This window comes from Bacillus sp. V33-4, from assembly GCF_002860225.1.
GTDB classification, from domain to species: domain Bacteria; phylum Bacillota; class Bacilli; order Bacillales; family Cytobacillaceae; genus Bacillus_BJ; species Bacillus_BJ canaveralius.
Genome location: NZ_PGVC01000002.1, coordinates 56,685 through 82,209 on the forward strand (window position 1 = coordinate 56,685; position 25,525 = coordinate 82,209).

Below are 25,525 nucleotides of genomic sequence, written 5' to 3' on the forward strand. Positions count from 1 at the left end.
CCTCACTCTATTATTGCTTAGCTAGTTTTCAAGACTCTATTTTTGGCAGAATGATTTGCAGCTCATTATGAGGCCGTGGAATGACATGAACGGAAATAAGTTCCCCAACACGCTGTGCAGCCGCGCTGCCTGCATCAGTTGCCGCTTTAACTGCCCCAACATCACCCGTTACAAGCACAGTAACAATCCCTCCGCCTACATGAACCTTCCCTACTATGTTCACATTGGCAGCCTTCACCATCGCATCCGCCGCTTCCAATGAAGCAACCAATCCTCTCGTTTCGATCATTCCAAGTGCACCGTTAATATCTTTAGCCATGCTGGACTCCTCCTAATTATTGATTTTGATACTTCTCGATAACGCTCTTTACCAACTGCGAAACTAAGTCGGGATCAGCTGATGTTGATTTCATATCCACTTCTCTAATCACTTGTTTAACAATTTGATCAACGCTGTCGGTGGTTAAGTTTTGCTGAATCCCTTCTTTCGTATATTTCGATGGTTTTGGTATCGAGACATCTTTAATTCCATAGGCGATTCGTTTTATATTGATCAAATGATGAGCTGTGATATTGTCGGAGGTAATATTTCCGCCATATGACCCGCAACCCAATGTCATTGAGGCTGTTAATCCTGTTGTTGCTCCTGCGGCACCGATGGAAGCAAGCGTGTTCACCAAGATACGTGAAACGGGCATTTCAATGCCAAACATATTGACTACTGTTTCATCGTTTGAATGAAGTGACAAACTATGTCCTCTGCCTCCGAGATTCAATAATGCCAGACAAATTGTTTTCGCCTCTTCTACATCATCTGCTGTATACAAAGCAAAAATTGGCGACAGTTTTTCAATCGAAAAAGGGATATCCTTCCCAATCCGGTTTTCTTCAGAAATTAATATTCGTGTCCCGTTCGGAACCTCAATTCCGGCCATTTCAGCAATGGTTTCAGCTGTTCGTCCCACAATAGCCGGGTTTAGCTTGCCTTTTACGGGGGAAATAATATTTTCCACCTTTGCTTTTTCAGCTTCATTAAGAAAGTATGCGCCGTTATTTTTTAACTCTCTAATCGTTATTTCTTTAATATTTCTGTGAACGACAATTGATTGTTCTGTGGCACAAATGGTGCCATTATCAAACGTTTTACTATCGACAATCATCTTTACTGCCTTATTTACATTAGCTGTTTTATCGATATATACTGGTACATTCCCCGGTCCCACCCCGTAGGCTGGTTTTCCAGAACTATACGCAGCTCGAACTAATCCACCTCCTCCTGTTGCCAGGATCAGATTGATATCGTGATGTTGCATTAGTTGGGTGGCCGCTGCCATGGTTGGTGTTGTGATCCAACCGATTAGTCCTTCTGGAGCACCAGCTTCTACAGCTGCTTCGTTACAAATTTTCAATGCTTCTACTGTACAATTTACGGCCGATGGATGAGGGCTTACGACAATCCCATTTTGTGCTTTCAGTGAAATAAGGGTTTTGAAGATGGCTGTTGAAGTAGGGTTCGTAGTTGGAATAATACCGGCTATCACACCGAAAGGATAAGCAACTTCGGTAATTTTCTTAACTGGATCTGTTCGAATCACTCCAACAGTTTTCTGATCCTTAATCGCTTCATAGACACCCATGGAACCTAATTCATTTTTGATCTTTTTATGTTCGACCACACCCATTCCCGTTTCATCTACTGCTAACCGGGCTAAGGATTCGGATGCTTGATATGCAGCTTCCGCCATATTTTTAACGATTCGATCGACTTGTTCCTGTGAAAACTGTTGAAACTTCAATATTGCCTCGTTCGCGCGGCGAACCGCTTCTCTCATTTCCTGGATCGATTTCAAGTCATAGTCCAGTTCAATAATGGGGAACACTCCTTTCACAATCTCTATCGTTAATGATGGCGAAAGAATTTCACCTTAGCATTTCTCAAATCTTTGTCTACATCCGTGTACATTCCGGTTTTTGTTTCCTTTTTAGGAGAGCAATGTTGCGGGTCCTCGTCTGAAAAAGGAGCATGTTCGTGTTCAGAAGGTTTTGCATTTTTCCCTGTTCCAATAGAAGAAGAAATAATCTCCCAAACTTTCAACTCTTCCTCTGTTAGAGGAATCAGTTTTGGGTTTTCATCAATAGAAGATTTCGTTGTTTGTGCTATACCAATAGAAGAAGAAATAGCATTCCATTTCTTCAACTCCTCTTCTGTGAGTGGACGATAATTAGGCTGCACATCCGTGGAAGGATGTCTATCGTTCCAGCTACATTCTAAAGAGGAATGAGAGTTCTCCTTTAGCTCTAAAAGTACCAATCTCGTAATCTTTTCTACTAAGGCCGCATTCATTTTTCTCGCCTCCAATGCGCATACCGATTGCATTTTGTTTAAATTGATGTTGAAAAGCGTTTAGTGCAGAAATTATATTTCTGCATATTGTACATATTTTTCTGCCAAAGAGTCAGTGTCAACTGTAAAACCACTCCCTAATTCCCTGGTCGTTTCATTATCCCGACTGCCGATCCAGGCTATTAGCTGTAATCTGCGCATCATAATAAAAGTAGGGATTTCAAGTTCCTCCTCTTCAGTCAGAGAACGAATCTTTCGATAACCTGTTAACCATGCATCAATTAGCGCATGCACATATGATTTATGTTCGATAAAACTTAACGAGGTAGCCAAATCATAAAGATACCAGCCAAAACCGCAATCATCAAAATCAATCACTTTTATTTGATCGCGTTCAACAAGTAAATTCGCAAGCCGTAAATCTGAATGAATTAATCCATATCGATCAGGCCCTTTTCCAAAGCGATCAAGTCTTTCTTTAATTTTTTCTGATACTTTGGAAAACAATTTCGCTCTTTCAGGTGTAATTGCTAAACCATCCTGCCATCTTCCCCACTTCGGGTTTGGCCCAAGAATGGTTTCATAGTCCCAAGTCAGTCGGCTAAGATGTGTGAGGTTTTTCCTGTTATTGACACTATGTTCATGTAATTGAGCTGTAATTTCACCCAGAAATTCAAATTGTTTGATTAGTTCATTTTCATTATCTTCATCCGGGGCACTGCCTTCTAAAAAAGTGAACAAGGTACAGTAGTATGGGTTTTGTTCATGGTCTACTACCTGAACATCATCACCGTTACTTCCGGAAATAGGTAATGAAACTTTGATAGAAGAGTGTGCATCTATTGATCTCAACCATGCGAGCTCACTTTCAACTTCAGATTTGCTATGGTATCCGGGACGTCCCACCCGCAATACATAATTTTTACCTGTGACGGAATTGTCCACTAGATAGGTAGCATTTTCCGAGTAATTGAGAAGTTGAATCTTAGCTTGGGACAAAAAGGGGTACAAATGGATAGCGCTATTAGCAATTTGATTAAATTTTTCTAACGAATCTTTTAAAGGGTCGACGGATGAATCGCTCATTTTACTTCTCCCTTCTATGCGTTAGTTATAGCTATAAGCCTTTTGTGCTGCCTGTTTAATACTCAGTTCACAGCGCGAAAGCAGTTCATCACAATAATCTTTATCACAAAGCAATCCAGGCTTAAATTGCAGAACCTTATTATCAAGCATCGAATAAATCGCCCACACTCCATTTTTATATAGACACTGCATAACATAAATTGCTCCTTTTGGATGACTGAATTCCAGTCCCATCACAACGCCTAATTGACGAATTCCCACCATAAAATCAGAATATTGCTCTTTGATTGTTTCGAGTCCTGTTCGTAAATAGCGCGCGACAAAATCGACGTTTTGTTTCACTTCCTTGCGTTGTGATATCTCTAAAACCTTCATTGCGACAATACAGCCCAGCTCCGAACCTCCAAATGTCGAGATATGAGCAAAGCCATCCTCATTCATCCAGTTTCCCGCTTTTTTGTTGACCACGGTGGCTGCGATCGGATATATGCCGCCACTGAATCCCTTCGAAGTAACTAAAATATCGGGCTCAACCCCATAGTGTTCGATCCCCCATAGTTTTCCAGTACGCATTAAGCCAGTTTGCACTTCATCAGCGATATAAAAAGAGCCATATTTTTCACACATACTTTTGACGGAAGCGAGGTACCTATTTTCCGGAAGAGGAAAACCGTATGTAGCCGGAATGGTTTCGATTACCACACAGGCAACATCTTCATGACAAAGGACCATCTCCATTGTCTCCAAATCATTAAAAGGCACATGAATAAAATCCTCTGGATTCCCTTCGCTTAAGAAGGGACGGGAATACCGTTCATTTCCCAAAGATACTGCCAGTCCAGTATGTCCATGGTAACCATATAGAATGGACACGATTTTTTTTCGTTTTGTCGCATAACGGGCACATTTTATGGCAACATCTATCGCTTCACTTCCACCACTTGAGAAAATCGAATACTGTAAGCCGTCCGGTGTACATTTAGAAAGATCTTCTGAAAGCTGGGCGCGGGTTATAGCAGGGAAATGGTGGTTTCCAATATCGAATTCATTTAAGGCTTCTTTTAAAGTGGCAATAATTTCTGGATTACGATGGCCCAGATTATATGTCCCGCCATTTAAATGGACGTCCATTAACTTTTTTCCATCGATATCGTAGAAATAATATCCTTCACGTTTTCCCATTACCAAATCAATGCCATCGTTCTGCCATTGCCTTGTTTTCCCAGGATTCCACCATTTAATAGATTGTTCAAGAACAGAATCCTTATTTCTTTGTTTGATCATGGTCTTCTCCCCGCTTCTTTAAAACCAGTTTTGTGTGTTGGTTACAATAAATATCCCTTTATAATTACATTTCATCTGCTATCAAAAGTTCAATTTCTTTTTCAGCTAAAATCTTTTTCCATTCCTCAGGGCAACTCTTATCGGTAATGATCATTGACGCATCTGTTAAGGAACACATATAGGCGAAGGTCGTTTTTCCGAACTTGGAATGATCAGCCAGTATAAAGACATCGTCAGCACGTTCAATCATTTTCCGGGAGATGCTTGATCCGCTGATATCATAGTCTGTAATTCCGTTGACCGTTGAGATTCCCCCTGCAGATATGAACGCTTTATTTGCCTTCAGCATCTCAAGCATCCTTTCAGAGAGGGGGCCGCTGGTGTATTTTTGATTTCCTTCAAATTCCCCGCCGGTAAAAATCATACGACCTTTAAATACTTCCATGGCTATCAACATAACAGGAATAGAATGGGTAATCAGTGTAATATCATTTTTATTCGCTAAGTGATGAACAATTTCTAATGGTGTGGTCCCATTACCTATCATGATAATGTCACCATCTTCAACCAATTGCGCCGCCGTCCTGCAAATGGCTTGTTTTTCTCTTATATTAATAGTTGTTTTTTGGTCAAAGGGTAATTCCCAACTATTGATCTTCGTTTTTACAGCTCCTCCATAAACCTTCTTCAGTATTCCTTCTTTTTCAAGCCGATCCAAATCACGCCGGATCGTTTCATCGGAAACCTGAAGTTTATTGGCCAGTTCCCGGACCTGCACCTTTTCTTCTCTTGCTAAAGCTTCCAATATCGTTATTTTGCGTTCCTTAAAGGATAATGACATTTTTAGTACCACCTATTACGTTAATGAATTGGAGCACTAAACATTTCAACAGCTATTAAAAATATCACTATTTTTTTAATTTTCAGGTAAAATTTGACCGCCATCAACAATGATCGTCTGCCCTGTGATAAAGCCTGCTTCCTTTGATGCTAAAAATAGCGCAGCATAACCGATATCTTCGACACTCCCTAATTTTTGCATTGGAATGGCAGATGCCATCTCTTGCAGATAATCATCCCCTAAACCTTCTAATCCTTCCGTAAGTACATTTCCTGGCAGCACCGCATTGACCGTGATATTATCACCAGCCAGCTCCAATGCCGCTGTTCTCATAAAACCCAGTTGTGCTGCCTTGCTCGCTGCATAGTGCGACCAACCCGCGTAACCGGTAACAGGGCCAGTAATCGAAGAGGTAATCACGATACGTCCATATGTCGCTTGTTTTAGGTATGGTATACACGCTTGTACAGCATGCAAAGTTCCCTTCGCATTAGTATTCATGACAGTATCCCAATCTTCGGTTGTCATTTGCTCAAGGGTTACTGAAGGAAAGATTCCGGCATTCGCACATAACACATCGATGCTGCCAAATGTTTCATTGACCTGTTTAGCCACTGCCTCCATGGATCCACGGTCTGTAACATCCCCACAAAGTGCATAAACTTTGCCATTCCCCCGATTAAGTTCAACTGCACATGCTTCTGCAGCAGCAAGATTTCTTGCAACAATCGCCACATTCGCTCCATGATTCGCAAAAGTCCGTGCGATTCCTTTTCCAATCCCTTTACTGCCGCCAGTGACGATAACAGTCTTTCCTTTTACAGAATCAAACATATGAACAACTCCTTTTTACATTTATGTTGGGTTATTTTAAAAAACCACATCATGCCATGGGAATCTATAAATTTTTGTTGGATGTTTTGTGTATTGTTGTTGATTTCAGTTGATAGTAATGTGTATGAGTGTTGATTACTTAATATTCCGACAACTTGTAACTTCCGTATGTAAATAGTGCTAATTATATTTCGTGTGAGCAATACTTTTCGATCGGGTACTAAGTCAGAGGATTGGATGTTTGTGTAGATAACACAGTATTTTAATAAAACTTTACTCAACTATAAATAGAATGCCGAGCTACTCTTGTGTTGATATTAAAAGATCTTATCACTTTCTCATGAAGGTGGTTTGTCAATTGTGTCCCGGGCGCGGTTAGTAGGGTCGTGGCATAATAATGGAACGAAGGGATGTTTTCTTACTAACTAGAAAAAGAGGATGTTTCAAAAGCTAAGCTTTTGGAACACCCTCAAAAAATTATTCGCTATGTACTCCTTTGTATACTTCCGAGGCAGTACGGTTTTCTGGTTTGTTTAGCTATATCAGGCTACTTCGGCCTCTTGATCGAGAAAACTTTTCCTATTGTGGCATAGTCGTTGCCTGCCAGGCGGCTGACAGCAGCAAGCATATCCTTGTTGATTCTGCCCTGTTCATATAAATCATTTTCGATATGATACTGGACAACCCGGCCGATCAGCAAGTCGCATGCTGGCTCTCCTTTTGTACCACCCAACTCCAGAAAATCTTCGAGCACGCATTCAAAACGTATTTTTGCTTCCTTTATTCCTGGGACCGATATTTTATTACTTTCTGCAGGTGTTAATCGAGCCAGAGATATTTCGCTTTCAGCGGCTGGCAGGCTCGCAGCTGTGATATTGATTCTTTCAACATTTTCCTCATCCGTAATATGGACGACGAATTCGCGATTTTGAATAATGTTGCGTGCAGTATCCTTTCGAACTCCTTGTTTTCTTTGAATAGAAAGAGAAATTAACGGAGGGCTGGAAGCAACAATATTAAAATAGCTGAACGGAGCCCCATTCAATACACCCTCCTTAGAAACTGATGTGACAAAAGCAATCGGCCTTGGAATAATGCTGCCGGTTAAGAATTTATAATTTTCTTTTTCCTCCAAAGTGTTCGGGTCTATAGAAAGCATGCGTTACCTCCTATCCATTAATTGATTCGGTTTTAAGGCTGCGTAACTTGCCTGTAACAGCTTCGCCTACTTCCATTGTAGTAGATTGGCCGTCCATATCAGGAGTCAGCGCTTGCCCTTCAGTCAACACCTGTTCAATAGAGTTAAGCACTTCTTTTCCCCATTCTTGATGACCGAAGAAATCCAATATCTGGCTGGCAGACCAAATAGCCGCTAAAGGATTGGCGATATTTTTTCCTGCAATATCAGGTGCAGATCCGTGAATTGGCTCAAACATGGATGGGAATTGACGGCTAGGGTTAATATTTGCACCAGCCGCAAGGCCCAGCCCGCCTGCAATGGCCGCCCCTAAATCTGTAATAATGTCGCCAAACAAATTGGAAGTCACCACAATTTCAAAACGCCATGGCTGTTTAACGAAAAACATGGCGGCTGCATCAACTAGGTAAGAATATGTTTTAACATCTGGATATTCTTTTCCGACCTCGTCAAACACCTGATCCCAGAATACCATCGAATAATTCAACGCATTGCCTTTGCTGATACTGGTCAGCGATTTTCCTTGCTTTCGGGCCTCTTCGTATCCATAGCGAATGATTCTCTCCACTCCAGTTCTTGAAAAAACACCGGTTTGCAAAACCACTTCATGAGGCTGATCTTTAAAAAGCCAATCCCCGGCACCAGCATATTCACCCTCACTGTTTTCTCTGATGACCAGCATATCAATCTGCTCTCGGGAAACATCCTTTAGAGGACATGGTGCTCCTTCCAGCAATTTGATCGGGCGAAGGTTTACATACTGATCGAAACCCTTGCGGATTTTCAGCAAAAGCTCCCACAGGGAAATATGGTCAGGAACGCCCGGATAACCAACAGCACCAAGGTATATTGCATCATAGTCCTTAAGCTGCTCCAGCCCATCATCCTCCATCATTTTTCCATATTGGCTATAATATTCACATCCCCAAGGAAAATAAGTAAATTCAAATTCAAAGCTGGCATCCAATTCTGCCACTTTATTTAATACCTTAATTCCTTCTGCCACTACCTCCGGCCCGATACCATCTCCCGGGATTACCGCGATTCTGTACTTTTTCATCATACGTCTCCTATCCGGTTTTGATTTATCCCTTTATTAGTCAACGGGATGACGAGCATTACGCCATCCCTGTGTTGCTTTTAACCAATCTTTCTATCCTTAAAATTTACCTGATAACAGATGCCCGGCGTTTGGAACCTCTGCTTTTAAATTTAAACCCTCGCATCCGCGCCCTCGATATTTAAGTGAAAAGCATGTTCAATGAGATTGTTCGGATCCAGTCATTCTACCTCCAAGTTAACCTTATCTATTTCCCAGGTTTAACTGCCATGTCACACCAAATTTATCAATGACCCAACCGTATTTTTCACTGAATGGATATTGAGCTAACGGCATAAGCACTCCGCCATCTAGTGATAGCTTTTCATATACTTCATCAATGTCATCCTCAGAATCACATGCTACGTATATTGAGATAGCAGGAGTAAACGTAAAGTCATGCTTAACATTGCTATCTATACACATAAACTCCTGTCCGTTCAGTGAGAAAGTAGCATGCATCACTGTTCCTTCTGCACCAGGGCCAGCTGCTCCATAGCGGGCAATACCTAGAATTTCTGAATTTTTGAATACAGTCGTGTAAAAACTCATTGCTTCTTCAGCTTTGCCATCGAACATTAAAAAGGTAGTAAATTTTTGCACTATCCATCAAACTCCTTCTATATGTATATGTTTTCTTTATTTTATATCAAAAGGGGATTAATGCTCCAATTCGTAAAAACTTTCTTTTTTAATACCTAGTACTAATACTTAGTGATAAAATAAATAATGGAGGTATACGATATGGTTCAATCTCACGCAGTATTATCACTACGGTTTTATATGTATAAGCTTTATGCCCGGGGGTCTAACTTAGCCGGGAAGATAAACAAGCATGACAAAATTGTTCTTTATGGTATTGGCAGAGGATTCACTGAAAATGGAGCATTAACTAAATTGGAATTGTTAGGTGGATGAAAAATATGTATAGAATTATCACGAACATACTAAAAGTCATATTAAAAATGCGAGGAGCATTTATCATTGTTAACAAAGAAAATCTACCGAAAAATCCAGGTTATATAATTGCCTGTACACATCGGGGATGGGTCGATGTTGTCGCTCTTGGTGCTGCCATCTTGCCTGAACAAATTCACTTCATGGCTAAAAAAGAATTATTTCGCAATGCATTGTTTTCCCGGTTCTTAACAGCTATAAATGCCTTTCCGGTAGACCGAAAAAATCCGGGAACAAGCAGTATTAAAATTCCTATTCAATTATTAAAAAGTGGGAAAAATGTTGGGATATTTCCCTCTGGAACCCGAACATCGGAGGAAGCTCCACTAAAAAGAGGAGCAGTGACAATTGCCAAAATGGGAAAAGTTCCAATAGTACCAGCGGCCTATTCAGGACCCACCAATCTGAAAGAATTGTTCACTAATAAGAAAATAAAAATTATAATTGGAAATCCGCTGATCTTTGAATATGAAAATAATAACAGAGATGAAATTGATGACAATACAACGAGGTTATCAGAGGTATTTAGGGCGCTTAAAAAAAGTATTAATTAAATCAGTCTTTAAACAAACATATTAGGTTATTAAATTTCACATTAGGCTTATACACTTCTAGGTTAATGAATTTTATAAAGCAATTTTTCGACTGAAAACGCACAGTTATTCTCATATCCTCCTGCATAATTCTGTGTATTTGGCAACTTTTTCCGTTTTTCTGGTTAGCTCATTACATTACGAAATTTACACGGGTAACAACATAAATAAAAGAATTATTATACAAGCCAACTATTTTCTGGACGAAACGATGTATTAATTGTAATACAACAAAACATACATAAATTGAGCTGCCTAACCTTACTATCATAGCTGATAGGTTAGACAGCTGATATGTTCCTATATATTTCATTTATATAATGTTTAATTTGAAAATTTAACTCCAAACATTCTATCAATACCCTTAACATTCCTGTTATTTAACTTTCTGAATCTCCTACAAATGATCCAAGTTCTAATGATTTTGTTAATTTTTCTGGTTGATTCTCTATCAAAACAAACGAAGCCGAACAAATCCGGTTCGATATGTTCGGCACTAGGAAAATACATGTCATTTAATTTTAATGAAGCAACGCACTTACATCACTCAAAATACGCTCAAGATTCCAATTCAGCTTCTTTGGTTCTTCATCACCAAGCACCGCAATGCTACGCTACAATCATTGCAAAACAAAAAATTTATCATAGAATGCAGGACGTTCCGGCATTGTAATTGGCACGATCTCACCTGTGTGCTTTGCTTTTACACAAGCATCAGCCGTCACGGCGACAACAAAACCATCCCAGGCTGATGGACCATGCATTTCGCCTTTTACAGTTGAATTAATCCATTCCTGGAGCTCAGTATCATAGGAATCGATAAAGCGATCCTTCCAATCTACTAAAATTTCGGTTGATAGTTTTGCTTCACTGCGCAAAAGAACACTCAATGGCTCAGGTAAATTTGCCGTGCCCGTTTCACCAACGACCTGGCATTGGATATCGTATCCGTATTGGCAATTGACGAAGATTTCTGTGTCAATTCGGATTCCCTGCTTTGTTTCCAATAAAACAATATGCGGATCCTGAAGTCCTTTATCTGCAAGGGTAGTGTTTTTTGGCAGGATCACCTGGGCAGAAACATAATCGTCATTGAGCAACCATCGCAAAACATCTATTTCATGTACAAAAGCATCTGTAATTGCCATATCACCACTGAAGTTTGAAACAGATGGAGCACGATGCGCACAATGAACCATCAGCGGCGCCCCGACTTTTCCATTATCTACGACATTTTTCAATGCACGGTAACCTTTATCGTACTGCCGCATAAAACCTACTTGAACCAGCTGTTTGCCATGTGCTATCTCTGCATCAACGATTCTTTTGCAGCCTTCAGCAGTCGTGGCAAGTGGTTTTTCGCAAAACACAGGTTTTCCTGCAGTAATGGATGCGAGCACAAATTCTTCATGTGAAGGGCCCCAGGAAGTGACCAGAATTCCATCCACGTCAGTAGCATTAATGACATCATGCCCATTTTCATAAACCTTCGCATTGATCTTTTCGTTTTCAACTACTGCGCGAGCTTGTGCTGCATTAATGTCTGTGACGGCAACAATCTCCGCTCCTGTTAACGAATCAGTGATTCTCCGGATATGATCCTGTCCGATTGCACCTGTTCCGATTACGCCCAATCTCAATGTCATCATAATTCCCTCCTATGTTCAGCTTTATATATTTGATCATAAACACATGACCACAACCGGTTAGAACGTTTTCTGTGCCATGCGTATTTCAAATTCTCTTGGTAACGCTTCTTTGAGAACATGCATTGATTTTTTTACACCGGTAAGAGGATTCATCGTTAAATCTTCCATTTCAAGAACGACCGGACCATCATAGCCAGTCATTTTCACGACGGTGAAAAATTCCTTCCACCAGCTCACATCATGCCCATGTCCCAGTGCGACGTAATTCCATGAACGTGTCGCAAAGCTCTCCATCGGTTTAACATCAAGAAGCCCATGGACGTCATTGATTCCTCTTTCTATTCGCACATCTTTAGCGTGGATATGGTATATAGCACTACCCAATGCCCTTGCGGCGAGGATCGGATCGCTGCCCATCCAAAATAAATGACTTGGGTCAAAGTTCATTCCAACCATATCGCCAACTTGGTTTCTTAACTTAAAAAGTGTTTCCGGGTTGTAAACTAAATTGTTTCCCAAGTTTTCAATCGCAATTTTTTGAACGCCATGGTCTTTTGCCAGCTTCGCAGCTTTTTCCCAGTATGGGAACGCAACCTCATTCCATTGCCATTCTAAAATTTCATCATGGCTGGGCAGGAAAGTATGCGTGATCCAATTCGGTGTCGCGTCTTTTGGGCCGCCGCCAGGGCAACCGGACATCATGACAATTGTTTTTACTCCCAATAACTCGGCAAGCTGAAAGGTTTTTTCAACTACCTCCTTATGTGCTCTTCCTACTTCAGTTGGGTCAAGCTGATTGCCTGAACAATTCAAAGCGACTATTTCAAGACCCCTGCTTTTTATAGCGTTTAGAAATCTGTCCCGTTGATTTGCACTCTCGATCAGCCCTTCCAAATCAACATGTGGCGCTTTGGACCAGTTTCCGCACCCCAACTCAAGTGCTTCAAACCCTAAATCAACACATGTATCAAGCATTTCTTCCAACGGCATACAGCCCAAAATATCCGTAACGAGACCGGCCTTCATCACTACAATCTCCCCCCTCATATTCAATAACTTTAACTTCCGCTATTTAAGCTAATAGATTTGTAATGTTCTTCACTGTTATTCCAAAACACAACCAATAAGGCGGCCAGCAGGCCCAATATGCCGGCAAAATAAAACCCGGCCGCTATTCCCATCATTGAATTCAATACACCTGCAAGAAATGGACCGGTAAACATGCCGATTGCATACAATGCCTGGTATGTCCCCATTGCTGTTGCTCTTTTTTCATGTGAGATAGATTCGATCGCCATTCCTAACAGCAATGGGAAAAGTAGTCCGAGCGAGAAACCATTAAAAGCTTGGACCATGCAAAGCCATATTTTTGAATCAACAAATGGTGTGACGAATGTAAAAAATGAAGTTGCCAAAAATGCGATCTTCAAGGATTTCCATTGACCAAAAATCGGTACAACTACCTTCCCCATAAAAAGAGTTGCGATTGCATGGGGAATCATAAACGAAAACACGATTAGACTAATATCACTGGCCTGAAGACCAATGTTTAATGCAAAGGCAGGGATGAAACCAAACATGGTAGTAAAAATGATACTGTGCGCCAAAATCGACAATAATGATATCTTAAGCAACAGCGGTTCTCTCATGACGGAGATTAGATCTTTTATTTTAACCGGCTCCCTCACTATTCCTTCCTTTGGCTCATAAATGAAGAAGGAGAGTGCGGCACCGATGATACTCACGATCCCGCCTACCCAGAATGGAACGTGCCATCCCCATTCAGTTGCAATATAACCACTTACACTCATGCCCAGGAGTTGCGCCAGCACAATAACAAACGAAATGCTGCCCGTAGCACGATGAATTTCCCGATCAGCAAAATAACTGGAGTATAGTACAGTGAAAGCAACCCAGGTTGCTGCGGCAACTCCGGCGAGGGAGCGCGATAAAAGTACCAACCCCAAGCTATCAGTCAATGCAAATAGCAAACAACTAAATGCACTTGTTAACATCCCAAAGATGATAAATGGCCTTCTTAATTTGATAAGATCAGAACAAATCCCAATCGGAAGCCGAAATATAAATTGCATGAGCCCATAGCTGCTCAAAACTATACCAATAAAAGTGTATTTGCCTCCCATTGATTCAATATAAGGAGACAAAATAGGAACATAGATAAAATGCGAAAACCAAAGAATAAATGAGACTAGCAAAAATACAAATCTGTTTGTTTTTGAATTCAGAGTACTCATATGATCCACTTCCATCTATGTCGCTTTTCTACGTTTTTTGAAATCTATAAATGTGTTCAATGGGTTTTCTTTTATCTGAAATTCCGCACAGTTTCCTGAAGATGTTCGGTATTAATTAACTAGTAATAATATTCAATCTATCTAAACCATTAAAGATTTGATTCCAGCGTATCCGTAAAATTGAAGCCATTATTACTCTTGCAATCAACGATTATTTATAAATCTCTGCGTACTCTTCTACATTGTCTGGCGTTACCAATTTATAAGGAACGATCACATCTTCGACTGGTTCACCGTTTGCTGCTTTTACAGCTGTTTGTATACTGCCCACTCCTTGGCCAATCGCATCCTGGAAGACGGTCACTTCGAGTTTGTCGGATTGCATAAATTCTAAAGCAGCTGGTGTGGCATCGACTCCCGCAACTATCACTTCATCAAGTTTCCCATCTGCTTCAAGAGCCATAATCGCTCCGATCGCCATTTCATCGTTGTTAGCCACAACGGCATCTATTTTTTTACCGGAATGCAACCAGTTTTCCATTAACGTTAACCCTTTTTCACGGTTCCACTCAGCAGTATCTTCCAAAACAACTTTCATTCCCGGATTCTTTGCAATGATTTCCTTGTTTCCATCTGTTCTCATAATTTCCGCTTCATGTCCCATTTGTCCATGCATAATGGCGATATTGCCTTTACCGTCAAGCAATTTGGCCACTTTTTCCATTTGCAGCAGACCGGATTCAATAGATTCTGAACCAACGTATGCAGTAGCATCTTCTACACCGTCAAATGTCTGGTTTGAGACAATAATTGGGATGCCAGCCTCATTGACTCGTGCCAGTATATCTACTGCTGCCACTGTATCTACGGGAGTAAATATGATAGCATCCACCTTCTGTGCAATAAAATTTTCAATCTGGTTCATCTGCTTTGCACTATCATTTTGCGCATCGCTGTACATAAACTTGAAATCGGGATGATTTTTCTCTTCTTCCTTCATCGCATCGATCATGTATGTCCTGAATTCATCACTGAAATTTTGCAGAGAGATCCCAATCACCTTTTTATCACCAGCCCCACCTGATTTACCTTCGACTTTGGAAGTCGTTTGTTCCCCACCGCTGCAAGCAGCTAAAATAAATACCAAAATCAGATAGAAAGTAGTCACTTCTTTTTTACTCAGTTTCATACATATATTCCCCCTTTGTTATGTTGTAACAATCATATTGGCTAAACCGTATAACCTTGAGATTCTCCATCCCATCCACTATTACAAGTCTGTTCTAAGGCAGAACGGCATACTTACTATAAATGCCACACCGTTTTGTATTTTTAAGACATCATGTAAAATAAGCACTTCATTTACAACACTATGATCATTCCTCCCCCCACCAGATAAACATTAATGTAATCGCTTACTTTTCATGCAAAAAAATAAAATTCATTATTTATAATAGTGATTGTAGGGCAATAAGGCATTCACTGTCTTTGTACTATAAAGACAACTATTTGCACTATGAAGACATCTTCTATGTGATCCCTTCATTAACAAGAAATCCCCCACTTCAAATGCATACCTAAAAGTGGGAGATTTCAATTAGCTTCATCATTATATGTGGTTGTTTTCAAGTCTGTATAGAGAGCACGAAAACGTCCAGGTGACGAATTCAGTGCAGAAGTAAATACGCGCGTAAAATAATGAACAGTTGTAAAACCAGTTTTTTCAGCAATATCTTTGATCGACAAGTCTGTGGTTTTCAGTAATGTAGCCGCTCTCTGAATCCTCTCATTTTGAACATACTCCGAGTAACTTACACCTAATTCCGATACAAATAATCGTGACAAGTGCCGACCGGAAATATGGAAATGACGAGCCGCATCAGTAAGCTTTAACGATTGTGATAGATTATCTTTGATGTAAAGTGTAGCTTGATTAAGCAGAGGTGAACACGCTTCGGGCAATATCTTATGATGATGATCATTATGTGAGTAATGTACAAAAGTTTGCAGTAACGAGGCAATCAGCGAAAAAGCCAAGTTATTTAAAATTTCTTCAAAAAAAATATGCTCAAACTTTGTTGATTGAATAAGCATAGATTTCCAAAGCAATGCAGCGGTCGTATCATCTTTTACCTCTATACTCACTCTGGAACAAGTCTTGGCTTCCTCCATGATCCTGATCCATTGTTCGCTTGATTCTGATTCTATTAATTCAAATGCAACATACAGGAGAAACAGTCCTTGTTCGCTTTTTATTTGGTGTAAAACGTCCGGCCTTGAAAGAAACATTGTGTTTTCCTGCAGTGAATGGGTCTGGCCATCGTCTAAATATTTTCCCTTACCTTCAACTACATAACATATTTCAAAAAAAGAATGTTTATGCCGCAGGTTATCATAATGCTTTGGCATAACGCCCCAATAATGCACGTGAATAGATGCTCCATTTTGTTTTAAATGAGTAGCATATTGATTCAAATGGATCTTCCCTGAAGTAAATTGAGTTAAATCCAAAATAAATCCCCCTTGTTTTTTCAATGAGCGGCTGGACTTTCATCTATGAATACAGCAAATAGCAAATAGCTTGGTTTATTCTGCTCGTTGTATAAGATTATACCGTGTTTAGTATCTTGATATATATCAATGGAAAACAATAATTCAGTAGCTTGCTTTGTATCTACAATTTCATGTCTGGTAAAATTTTTGAAAGTAGAATCCGGAAAAGCATCACGGTAGCATTTTTATCCCCAATGACTAATAAACTCCTTTCAGTTTTTGGGGATAAATGGGATTTACTTGTTAACCTGCCCCTTTTGTTTACATAAAAAAACGCCTGGAAATGGCATCTGTTCTTCAATTATATCTCCCGTTACTTCGATCAGAAACCTGTTCTCAAAAAAATTTCTATTAAAGAGCGTGATTAAAAATGTCATTGCACATAAATTTTAAAAAGTTGAATATAGAGGGCTAAACTAATTAACGCACAGACGAGTATGACGCTGAAAACGCCCATTGGAGCCACCCATGCAGATAAGAAAACTGTCAAGGGAGCTAAAAATCTTCCAATAGTGAATTGTAATCTGGAGGCGCCCATGTATTGCCCTCTGGCGTGCTCAGGAGCGTAATCACTGACAAAGTTATTTATCACCGGAGCACGAACGATTTCTCCAAACGTAAAAACGATAGTGAGTACAAACATTAACCAAATGTTAGTCGTTAGTCCAACTGCAAACATCCCCACTCCAGCCAAGATCGATGAAAGAATGAACACGTCTCGATCTCTCCAATGTTTTAACCATTTTGTAACAGGCAAGACAAATAGAACAAACAATAGCCCATTCAACCCCAACATCCATCCCAAAACTTCTGTGCTAGTAAGCATAAACGACCAATCATTCCAAGTGAACAGTGGTTGCGACGGGACATAATCGGTTACATATATTGCTAAATACAGATCCAATTGCATAATTGTGATAATCGAAAAGACGCCTGCCAAAATATAAAGGACAAATATTTTATCACGAAAGATGATTCCATAGCCTTTCCATTGTTCTTTAATCGAAGTTGAAATGGCATTCAATTGAACTACCTTTTTTGTGGTATTTGGCATAGTTTCATGAATTTTCAGAAATATAATAATAGAGTAGAGCAGCATGACGATTGTACAAGTCCACAATAGTTCACTTCGATAATGAAAGAAAAAAAATGCCCCCAATGCAGGCCCTAATACAGCACCAATATTATTAGCCGTAATAAAAGTGGCAAAAACCTGCTTCCGATCCTTGTCGGGTACTAGATCAGCTACCATCGCATCGCTGGCAGGTCCATAAAGGGCGCCTCCTAATCCAACTCCGATAAATGCGAAATAATTAACCCAATGTGAACTGGACATGGCAAACAATGCGAACATAACCATCTTCAGGGAAGAACCTAGCAACATGACAGGGCGACGTCCCAACCTGTCTGTTAGATCACCTCCGACCATGCTGCCAAGGATACCTATTAGTGGCGGAATCGTCATCAACATCCCTGCCATGTGATTGCCTAACGCTTCGCTAAAGTAGACCGCAATAAAAGGAAAGTACATCCAATATAATAGGTTGAACAGCCCCTCGCCAATTAATCGAATTTTTAAATTGGCATTCCATAATTGCAACTTCAATAAATTCCCCTCTTTTCTAACGTAAACGTTCATATACTTCAAGAAACGCTTACCACAATTTCTCGGCCAGGTATCCATATAATAAAATATTCGCAAAATTATATATAGACTTATAATTTTTTTTAATTTATACTAATAATATAGAAGTTGAGGTTACGCACTTTTAATTTGAATGTCCCACAAAACGAACATTTGTTCGAAATATAAAAGACGCTCTTTTAGAGAGCGTCTTTTTTTCATGATATGGAGACTGTTAAATGTTGACTAATTGCACCCGTTTAGCTTAAAAAAATGTGTTCTCGGTTGAAGTGCTGGATTTTAGGCATAGGAAAATCCCTTATGTCATGACAAATAGGGATTTTCTGCATTTTAATGGAGTTAGGGAAATGAACTATTTTCACTTATTCAAGCAAAGCCTCCGTTGGTTTGAATAGAAATAGGATCTTTATACAATCATTATTGTCTAGTGCTTTCCCCTATTTCCGGTACGTACCGACCGTCACCTTTTCGTATTTCATCGTCATTCGTTGTCACCTCTACCTGTGCCGCGACCTCCGGATTACCAAGTGCAGCTGCATCGGGATTGCGCCCACTGATTTTTTGAACCTTATCTTTTCCTTGTTCCATAATTCATCACCTCCCTGTTTTTTTAATGTAACCCTGATGATGCTTTTTATAATTTATTAATCAAAAAAGGATGTGTAGCGTGGCTGAACTAATCTGCCTCCATTAAATGAGAAAAATCACTTTGCACACCAAATAAAAATCCCCAATGCAGAGCATTATAAGGTTTAGCTTTCTTGATAAATTACATTTTTTCTCTTTATTTAGTGAACGCATTGTTTTTTCATTTTGCATAATTGACAATGATAGCAGGCAGTCAGGTTTAGGAAAAAATTCTTTGGTGATTTTATATGAATCAATGAAGTTAAATCCAAAAGCTGTTCATCGCTTCGTGTCCAACCTTTGTATTTTTTAAGCAACTTCTAAGCCACATTGCACTATCTTTCTCTCACGATAAATTCTACAGTAGAATCATATCCTTCCCCTTGTTGGCAGAGAGAAATATGATATTGCTATAACAAAACTTTTAAAGATGATTGCCTTAAATGAAAAATAATGTATTAAAATAGAGTAGAGAAATTTCTTGACAGAAATGTGAACAAATGTTGCAACATAAAGGGGTAGACATGATGAGCTTCCAGTATAACAATATCCTTCTCCAAATGTTAATGGTGCTGTTCCCGATTATTCTTTATCTGGCACTAACAAATGATAGACAAACAATTAAAAATGAACATTCCTACTGGGGATACATTTGTGCCATTACAATGGGTTTATCTATTGCATTCTCCGTTAAACTAGATGATGGAATTTTCCTTGATTTAAGGATGGTTCCATGGTTTCTATCTTTTATTTACGGCGGCACTGCCGTAGGAATCCATGTAACTATATTTTCTTTGTCATCCGCTTTGTTATAGGCGGAACCGGAATGATACCAGCCTTTATTGTGATGTTCTTATCAAGTTATGTTATGTACAGATTCCGCAGTCGTTTTCATCATTGGGGACGAAAAAAGAAAATCTTGCTATCGGTACTTTTCCTTGTTGTTTCATCCGCGTCAATTCCATTTCTTGGAACGATCTTGCTTGAACAGCCAATTAACTTCGTTAGATTAAGCAGCTATGTTTGTTTTGTCATTGCAAATGGCATAACAGTGTGGCTCACCATCCACCTGATGGAATCTTATCGGGAGAAAAAGAAGCTTTTGAAAGAAATCAGAAAAAATGAAAAACTACATGTAGTAGGACAAATGGCTGCAAGCGTTGCTCATGAGATAAGGAACCCTATGACAAGTGTACGGGGTTTTATTCAACTTCTATCATTATCCAAAAACATGAGCACTGCTGAGAGGGGCTACCTAAACGTCTGCCTCAACGAATTGGACCGGGCAAACGCAATCATCTCTGACTACCTTGCATTTGGAAAAATCCAGGATATTGAAAAGCTTTGTCATGTGGATGTTTCCTCGGAAGCAATACAGTCGATTAAATCACTCTCATCCTATTCGGTTCTCCACGGTGTTCATGTATCCGTGGACATTTGTGACCGTGCTGTTGTGATCGGCACCCCTGGCAAACTGCAACAGATGTTCGTGAATCTTATAAAGAATGCTATTGAAGCAGCAAGTCCTAATGGACATGTAAATGTGAAAATACATACGTACAACCAACAGGTGGAAATCATGATAGCTGATGATGGTGAAGGAATGAGTGCACAGCAGATCGAAAACCTCGGATTGCCTTATTATTCTACAAAAGAGAAAGGCACCGGACTTGGATTAATGGTTACGCTGCAAATCATCAGAGAGATGGGCGGACATTGGAAAGTGTCAAGTCATTTAAATGAGGGCACCATGTTTACAATTATGATTCCTTTATTATAAGCATTGGAATCATGATTAGTTGTAAGCGTGGCATTCGAGCAACAAAAGATATTGATTATAAACATGAAAAAGAAGGCTGATCTAAGATGCGTGAATTTTGTTCTAGTTTCCTTTTAATGACCGGGTAGGTAACTCTATCGCTTGGGGCGTATATTTTTTCGTCTGGGCCATTTTTATGTTCTATGCACTTCCATTGGCTGCTTGCGTGTTAGGTTCTGGATGGCTTTGTCTATTTATTTCCAAAAAGCTTGATCCTAAGCCTTCAGCAAAAGCGAAATGACTAAAAAAGAACAGTGCATTTGTCAGTAATACTACGGTTATGTCACTTTCAACAAGTTCGGTGTGTGTTCAGAGCTTTCCAAGACAATGACTATCGTTCCCTTACATACATCCTAAACCCCCCATCAACAAGATCCCGCCAAGCGTTATAACCTATCTTTTATATTCACATGTAAGATTCCCTTCCAATATTTTGATGGCACTTCAATAAACCATGTTAGATTTTATAACAATTTTAAGGAAATGAATCTTCAAGTGCTTTAAGCTATTAACATATCTTTTTACAGGATGGAGGGCAGAACGTGAGGCTAAGTTGGCTTCTTCAGCTTTTGGTTATTTCAGGATTCTTGCTGCTTGGCTATAGTATAGTCGCTGTCTTTCGCATTCAGTTACCGGGTAGTGTCGTGGGCATGATATTACTGTTCGTTTTCCTGTTAACCGGTATTATTCGACTCGATTGGGTAGAAAGCGCAGCTTCATTTCAGTTAAAGCATCTGACACTACTGTTTATTCCACCCATTGTCAGTCTCTTTTTATCCCCAAGTTTGCAACAAATCATGCGTTGGAACATCGTCCTTATTCTAGTTGTGAGCAGCATGTGCTGTTTATTGGGCACAGCTTTCTTCGTAGAATGGTATGAAAAAACAAAAAGGAGAAATGGACAATGATTACTTTTACCGGATTGTTATGCATTGTCTTCACCCTATTATGCTACCTGTTAGGCTTCCAATTGTATCGTAAATATAAAAAAGATTGGCTAAATCCGTTATACACTGCACCTGTGATCTTGATTATTTTATTGTTTGCCTGTCATATCCGTGGGGACACTTATCAGCAAGGAAGCCTCGTTTTTAATAAGCTTTTGGAACTTGCGGTCGTCTCTCTAGCTGTTCCGCTATACAAACAATGGTCGTTCCTAAAAAAGAACTTTAATAAAATCTGTTCAGGAGTTGTTTGCGGCACGGTGCTGGGGATCATCTCTGTCATTGGGTTGGCGCAAATATTCCATTTAAAGCAACAGTTACTGGCGTCTTTAATCCCCCGATCTGTCACACTTCCAATCGCTCTAACCTTATCAAATGAGCTGGGAGGTTATACCTCAACTACGGTATTCTTTGTGATTTTTTCAGGTCTCGTTTCCTTAACCATTGGTCCAAAATTATTAAAGCGATTGGGAATACGCAGCAAAGCCGCCAAAGGATTGGCCATGGGCACATCAGCACAAATGCTTGGGGCAAACCGTTCACTGCTTTGGGGTGAAGAAGAAGGGGCAATGGGCAGCGTAGCAATGACTACCTCTGCATTGTTTCTTTCCGTTATAGTGCCAATCCTGCCGCTGATTTTGAGAATGTGAATTGATTAAAAGAGCTGCCGAAGCAAGCAGCTCTCACTTTATTGAAATATTGGGATAGCAAAATTGATACTCAAGCTATTTGTTATCAACAACCTGTGTAGAAATTTGCCAGGTTACACCGAATTTGTCTGTTATTTGTCCATATGATGGGCTCCAGAATGTCTCTTGAAGCGGCATAATTACTTGGCCACCTTCTTGTAGTTTTTCGAATACTTCTTTTGATTTTTCTACTTCGGTTATGGTAATCGCTATCGTGACTTGTGATCCAAGGTGATATGGTTGACCTGGAAATGTATCAGAAAGCATTAGATCTGTATTACCAACTTTCAAATGTGCATTTAATACAAGGTCTTTTGCTTCAATTGGAGTGGGGTAGTCTGGATTTTCAGGCATATCTCCAAAAGTTTGAAGTCCCAAGACTTTTGCATCTAAAGCATTTTCATAAAACTTTACAGCTTCTTGCCCATTACCATTCAAAACTAAATAAGGATGAAGCCCTAAAATCATACTGGACACCTCTTTTTTATTAATTTTTAACCATAACAGAACTAATGTTCTTATGTATATTACCATATATTACATTTGTTTGCAATAACCTTAATTAAAATTTGCCCCTCAAAAGAGTTGTGAAATTATAACTCTTCATACTATGGTTCAGCAGTCGATCTTGAAGATAAAACTTTATTAAGTGTAAAGCAATTGAACCCTGTGAGTTTCAATAATGAAAGCTGCTAAAACGTAGCCGTATCTTTAAGTAGCCACGAGAGTAATTTATTGGTTAGTAAGCAATCACTGTTTATCCAAACCGTCAATATGATCGCTGGTCGTCTTTGTACCCTCACGATTTTTAACACCTTTGCTTTTATAGGGTTTGGCACTCTTTGCTTTGTTTGAACTAGCTTGCCAGCGAGTCCACCCCTTCTTACCTGTTCCTCTGCCTGTTCCGCCCTTACCTTTTGCTTTACTCATTTAATCATCTCCATTATGTCTTGTACGTAGTTTAGCTTCTCGGTTAGTCTTATCCATTTTAATTGGGTAAAAACCAAACGTAATGAAATATAACATATAACAGTCAGCTTTTCTACTGACGTTGCAAACTAATCTCATCAATCCATGTGTACTGAAGGAAACATGAAATATGATAATCATTGTATTTACGCATTGGCATTGGACATATTACAGGTTTATTTTATGAACTGCATCTAAGGCAATTTTGCAAGTGGTTATTGACAAGCACCCGCCATTTTCAATCTAATTCGGGCATTAAAATAATAGGGGGGCTACGCGTGATATTATCTCTGACGGACTATATCTGCATTTTTATTCACCAAACGGATTTAACGCTTATGAATAACATAAAAAAACTGCACCTTTACCTTACTGATGAAGGAAAAGAGCTGGGCGACACCATCATTCCAGTGACTGAAGAGTTTAACAGGCTGGTTACCAGTGGTATAACGGCGGATGAAATCTACGAAGTCAAAAGAATTCTTTCAAAGATGAAACTGAACGTCTTATATAGATGAGAGCTGCAGCTTCGCAGCTCTCTTTTTCATCCTCTATTGGAAAGGGTTTTTTGCAGAAAAATCATTTCTTCAGCCAATTGTTTAATGCGGCTGTTCACATCCGCAGTGACGATTTCACTATGTTCATCAAAATCGGAATTGTGGACGAACACATTTCCCAGTGGCACTACGCCTTTCAAGTATGTGAGGATTGGTTTTAGCTGGTATTCCATGACGAGGTAGTGCTTGTCGGTGCCCCCCGTTGTCACCATGCCGGTCACTTTTGACTTAAAAGCTTCCATTGGAAGATGGTCGAAAAGATTTTTTAAAGCTCCAGGAATGGAGGCCTGGTAAATCGGTGTCCCGATGACAAGGAAGTCGGCAGACAAAACCGTGTTCACTACCTTCACCGTATCCTCGTTGTAATAGCTAAGCGGTGTACCTTTTACAAATTCTACTTCATAATCTTTCAAATCAACCAATTCGATATCGATGGATGAATCGATGGATTTAGCTGCCCACAGTACTTCATGGACGGCCTTTGACGTTTTTGAACCGATCAGCGAGCCTGAGACCCCAACAAGTTTCATTTGCTTGTCCTCCAATTTGAATACACTTGTGCTGTGAAGCGGCTGGACCCTTGAAGACGGATCAACATATTTTTTCGCATTATTGATCGCAATCGGTGCTTCACCGAGGCCTACCGCAATTAATTTTACCTTGCCTTCATAAGTCGCAATATCTCCTGCAGCATAAATCCCTTTAATATTCGTTTCCATTTTGGAATTGACGATAATGGAGTTTTTCTCCATCTCCAGCCCCCAGCTCTTGATGAGGCCAAGCGAAGAGATGCTGCCGTAATTCACAATCACGTGGTCTACTTCAATTATTTCTTCGTTTCCATCTTTGTCAGCCAGGACAACCTTTTCAATCCTTTCACTGTCTCCGGCCAGCTCTTTTACCACATACGGTATTTTTACTTCGACACCTGACTTGTATAGATTCCCGATGCTGCTTTCATGCGCTTTAAAGCCTTCTCTGCGATGGCAGAGCGTCACTTTTTCAGCAATTTCATCAAGCATCAATGACCAGTCAAGGGCAGAATCTCCACCTCCGCATACCAGTACTTTGGAATCCCTAAAGTCATGTAAATTTTTAACGGAGTAATGAAGATTTTTTCCTTCATAAAAATCAGCACCCAGGGCAGTTAATCTTCTCGGTTCAAAGGCCCCTATTCCACCAGTGATAAGAATGGATTTTGTAAAATGCTCTCCCTTATTGGTCGTTAACCGGAAGCTGCCATCTTCTTGTTTCTGAACCTCCAAAACCGTCTCATTTAAGCATATTTCTGGTGAAGCATACTGGGCCTGGTCAATCAGGTTTTGGATAAACTCTTTTCCAAGTACTCTCGAAAAACCGCCAATATCGTAAATATATTTATCAGGATAAAGCTCGGCTACCTGCCCGCCCAGCTGGCCAAGACTGTCGATAATTTTAACAGACATACTCCGCATGCCGGCATAGAAAGCCGAAAATAAACCGGCCGGCCCGCCGCCAATGATGGTAATATCGAATTCATTATATGTACTCATAAGGCTGCTCCTTTTTCATTCCACTAATGAATAAGGTGCCAAAAAGGCAC

The 25,525-nt window shown here is 39.9% G+C and carries 27 protein-coding genes and 1 pseudogene; 7 read left to right on the plus strand and 21 right to left on the minus strand.

Annotation, left to right across the window (positions count from 1 at the left end):
• Positions 1 to 28 precede the first annotated feature (28 nt).
• The 10 genes from CVD23_RS00785 to CVD23_RS00830 form a co-directional block, all read right to left on the minus strand.
• Positions 29 to 319, minus strand: a complete 291-nt coding sequence (locus CVD23_RS00785) for a BMC domain-containing protein (protein ID WP_101578736.1) — start codon at positions 317 to 319, stop codon at positions 29 to 31.
• Between the two features lie 16 nt (positions 320 to 335).
• Complete coding sequence (locus CVD23_RS00790; RefSeq protein WP_180955487.1) at positions 336 to 1,832, minus strand: aldehyde dehydrogenase family protein; 1,497 nt, start codon at positions 1,830 to 1,832, stop codon at positions 336 to 338.
• Positions 1,833 to 1,900: 68 nt separating this feature from the next.
• A complete protein-coding gene (locus CVD23_RS21740; protein ID WP_180955463.1) occupies positions 1,901 to 2,344 on the minus strand; it encodes a hypothetical protein in 444 nt (147 codons plus the stop codon).
• A 72-nt stretch (positions 2,345 to 2,416) separates the two neighbouring features.
• Entirely contained in the window at positions 2,417 to 3,430 is a 1,014-nt protein-coding gene (locus CVD23_RS00800) for a phosphotransferase enzyme family protein (protein WP_101664738.1), read from the minus strand.
• Between the two features lie 21 nt (positions 3,431 to 3,451).
• Positions 3,452 to 4,714, minus strand: coding sequence for a class-III pyridoxal-phosphate-dependent aminotransferase (locus CVD23_RS00805; RefSeq protein WP_101664740.1), 1,263 nt, complete (start codon positions 4,712 to 4,714; stop codon positions 3,452 to 3,454).
• 64 nt (positions 4,715 to 4,778) lie between these two features.
• On the minus strand, positions 4,779 to 5,555 hold the full coding sequence (locus CVD23_RS00810) for a DeoR/GlpR family DNA-binding transcription regulator (protein WP_101664742.1): 777 nt from the start codon (positions 5,553 to 5,555) through the stop codon (positions 4,779 to 4,781).
• Positions 5,556 to 5,630: 75 nt separating this feature from the next.
• Positions 5,631 to 6,389 carry a 3-oxoacyl-ACP reductase FabG gene (gene fabG / locus CVD23_RS00815; RefSeq protein WP_101578732.1) on the minus strand — a complete coding sequence of 253 codons (759 nt, stop codon included), beginning with the start codon at positions 6,387 to 6,389 and terminating at the stop codon, positions 5,631 to 5,633.
• Between the two features lie 547 nt (positions 6,390 to 6,936).
• Positions 6,937 to 7,548 (minus strand): flavin reductase family protein, encoded by a 612-nt coding sequence (locus tag CVD23_RS00820; RefSeq protein ID WP_101664744.1) that lies wholly within the window; start codon positions 7,546 to 7,548, stop codon positions 6,937 to 6,939.
• Between the two features lie 10 nt (positions 7,549 to 7,558).
• Positions 7,559 to 8,647 (minus strand): tartrate dehydrogenase, encoded by a 1,089-nt coding sequence (locus tag CVD23_RS00825; RefSeq protein WP_101664746.1) that lies wholly within the window; start codon positions 8,645 to 8,647, stop codon positions 7,559 to 7,561.
• A gap of 243 nt (positions 8,648 to 8,890) precedes the next feature.
• Positions 8,891 to 9,292 (minus strand): VOC family protein, encoded by a 402-nt coding sequence (locus CVD23_RS00830; RefSeq protein ID WP_308314909.1) that lies wholly within the window; start codon positions 9,290 to 9,292, stop codon positions 8,891 to 8,893.
• Between the two features lie 138 nt (positions 9,293 to 9,430).
• Between CVD23_RS00830 and CVD23_RS21745 the strand changes: the two genes are divergently transcribed.
• Positions 9,431 to 9,604 carry a hypothetical protein gene (locus CVD23_RS21745; protein WP_180955468.1) on the plus strand — a complete coding sequence of 58 codons (174 nt, stop codon included), beginning with the start codon at positions 9,431 to 9,433 and terminating at the stop codon, positions 9,602 to 9,604.
• Positions 9,605 to 9,609: 5 nt separating this feature from the next.
• Positions 9,610 to 10,197 carry a lysophospholipid acyltransferase family protein gene (locus tag CVD23_RS00835; RefSeq protein WP_101664748.1) on the plus strand — a complete coding sequence of 196 codons (588 nt, stop codon included), beginning with the start codon at positions 9,610 to 9,612 and terminating at the stop codon, positions 10,195 to 10,197.
• 659 nt (positions 10,198 to 10,856) lie between these two features.
• Here CVD23_RS00835 and CVD23_RS00840 read toward each other — a convergent pair.
• The 7 genes from CVD23_RS00840 to CVD23_RS21750 form a co-directional block, all read right to left on the minus strand.
• Complete coding sequence (locus CVD23_RS00840; protein ID WP_101664750.1) at positions 10,857 to 11,882, minus strand: Gfo/Idh/MocA family protein; 1,026 nt, start codon at positions 11,880 to 11,882, stop codon at positions 10,857 to 10,859.
• A gap of 60 nt (positions 11,883 to 11,942) precedes the next feature.
• Positions 11,943 to 12,911: a sugar phosphate isomerase/epimerase family protein gene (locus CVD23_RS00845; RefSeq protein WP_101664891.1), complete on the minus strand. Its 969-nt coding sequence runs from the start codon at positions 12,909 to 12,911 to the stop codon at positions 11,943 to 11,945.
• Between the two features lie 32 nt (positions 12,912 to 12,943).
• A complete protein-coding gene (locus CVD23_RS00850; protein ID WP_101664752.1) occupies positions 12,944 to 14,140 on the minus strand; it encodes an MFS transporter in 1,197 nt (398 codons plus the stop codon).
• 211 nt (positions 14,141 to 14,351) lie between these two features.
• Positions 14,352 to 15,329 (minus strand): sugar ABC transporter substrate-binding protein, encoded by a 978-nt coding sequence (locus tag CVD23_RS00855; protein WP_101664754.1) that lies wholly within the window; start codon positions 15,327 to 15,329, stop codon positions 14,352 to 14,354.
• 404 nt (positions 15,330 to 15,733) lie between these two features.
• Positions 15,734 to 16,651 carry an AraC family transcriptional regulator gene (locus CVD23_RS00860; RefSeq protein WP_101664756.1) on the minus strand — a complete coding sequence of 306 codons (918 nt, stop codon included), beginning with the start codon at positions 16,649 to 16,651 and terminating at the stop codon, positions 15,734 to 15,736.
• Between the two features lie 415 nt (positions 16,652 to 17,066).
• Complete coding sequence (locus tag CVD23_RS00870) at positions 17,067 to 18,299, minus strand: MDR family MFS transporter (RefSeq protein ID WP_180955470.1); 1,233 nt, start codon at positions 18,297 to 18,299, stop codon at positions 17,067 to 17,069.
• A 456-nt stretch (positions 18,300 to 18,755) separates the two neighbouring features.
• Positions 18,756 to 18,926, minus strand: coding sequence for a hypothetical protein (locus tag CVD23_RS21750; RefSeq protein WP_180955472.1), 171 nt, complete (start codon positions 18,924 to 18,926; stop codon positions 18,756 to 18,758).
• A 566-nt stretch (positions 18,927 to 19,492) separates the two neighbouring features.
• Between CVD23_RS21750 and CVD23_RS21590 the strand changes: the two genes are divergently transcribed.
• The 4 genes from CVD23_RS21590 to CVD23_RS00885 all read left to right on the plus strand — a co-directional run bounded on the left by CVD23_RS21590 (position 19,493) and on the right by CVD23_RS00885 (position 22,378).
• Positions 19,493 to 19,780, plus strand: coding sequence for a hypothetical protein (locus CVD23_RS21590; protein WP_142382880.1), 288 nt, complete (start codon positions 19,493 to 19,495; stop codon positions 19,778 to 19,780).
• Between the two features lie 11 nt (positions 19,781 to 19,791).
• Positions 19,792 to 20,745, plus strand: coding sequence for a sensor histidine kinase (locus CVD23_RS00875; protein WP_180955474.1), 954 nt, complete (start codon positions 19,792 to 19,794; stop codon positions 20,743 to 20,745).
• Between the two features lie 581 nt (positions 20,746 to 21,326).
• Positions 21,327 to 21,692, plus strand: coding sequence for a CidA/LrgA family protein (locus CVD23_RS00880; RefSeq protein WP_101664762.1), 366 nt, complete (start codon positions 21,327 to 21,329; stop codon positions 21,690 to 21,692).
• Positions 21,689 to 22,378, plus strand: a complete 690-nt coding sequence (locus CVD23_RS00885; RefSeq protein ID WP_101664764.1) for an LrgB family protein — start codon at positions 21,689 to 21,691, stop codon at positions 22,376 to 22,378. The genes CVD23_RS00880 and CVD23_RS00885 overlap by 4 nt, the downstream gene beginning before the upstream one ends.
• 75 nt (positions 22,379 to 22,453) lie before the next feature.
• Here the strand turns inward: CVD23_RS00885 and CVD23_RS00890 are convergent, their stop codons facing one another.
• Positions 22,454 to 22,885, minus strand: a complete 432-nt coding sequence (locus CVD23_RS00890) for a VOC family protein (RefSeq protein ID WP_101664766.1) — start codon at positions 22,883 to 22,885, stop codon at positions 22,454 to 22,456.
• A 282-nt stretch (positions 22,886 to 23,167) separates the two neighbouring features.
• A complete protein-coding gene (locus CVD23_RS00895) occupies positions 23,168 to 23,347 on the minus strand; it encodes a DUF3934 family protein (RefSeq protein WP_101664768.1) in 180 nt (59 codons plus the stop codon).
• Between the two features lie 317 nt (positions 23,348 to 23,664).
• Between CVD23_RS00895 and CVD23_RS00900 the strand changes: the two genes are divergently transcribed.
• Complete coding sequence (locus tag CVD23_RS00900) at positions 23,665 to 23,904, plus strand: hypothetical protein (protein WP_101664770.1); 240 nt, start codon at positions 23,665 to 23,667, stop codon at positions 23,902 to 23,904.
• A gap of 26 nt (positions 23,905 to 23,930) precedes the next feature.
• On the opposite strand, the gene CVD23_RS22235 is transcribed toward CVD23_RS00900, so the two are convergent.
• Together CVD23_RS22235 and CVD23_RS22240 are read right to left on the minus strand one after the other, a co-directional pair.
• Entirely contained in the window at positions 23,931 to 24,473 is a 543-nt protein-coding gene (locus CVD23_RS22235) for an NADPH-dependent FMN reductase (protein ID WP_101577146.1), read from the minus strand.
• Positions 24,474 to 24,491: 18 nt separating this feature from the next.
• A pseudogene (locus tag CVD23_RS22240) lies at positions 24,492 to 25,475 on the minus strand (NAD(P)/FAD-dependent oxidoreductase); the annotation flags it as partial.
• Between the last annotated feature and the right edge of the window lie 50 nt (positions 25,476 to 25,525).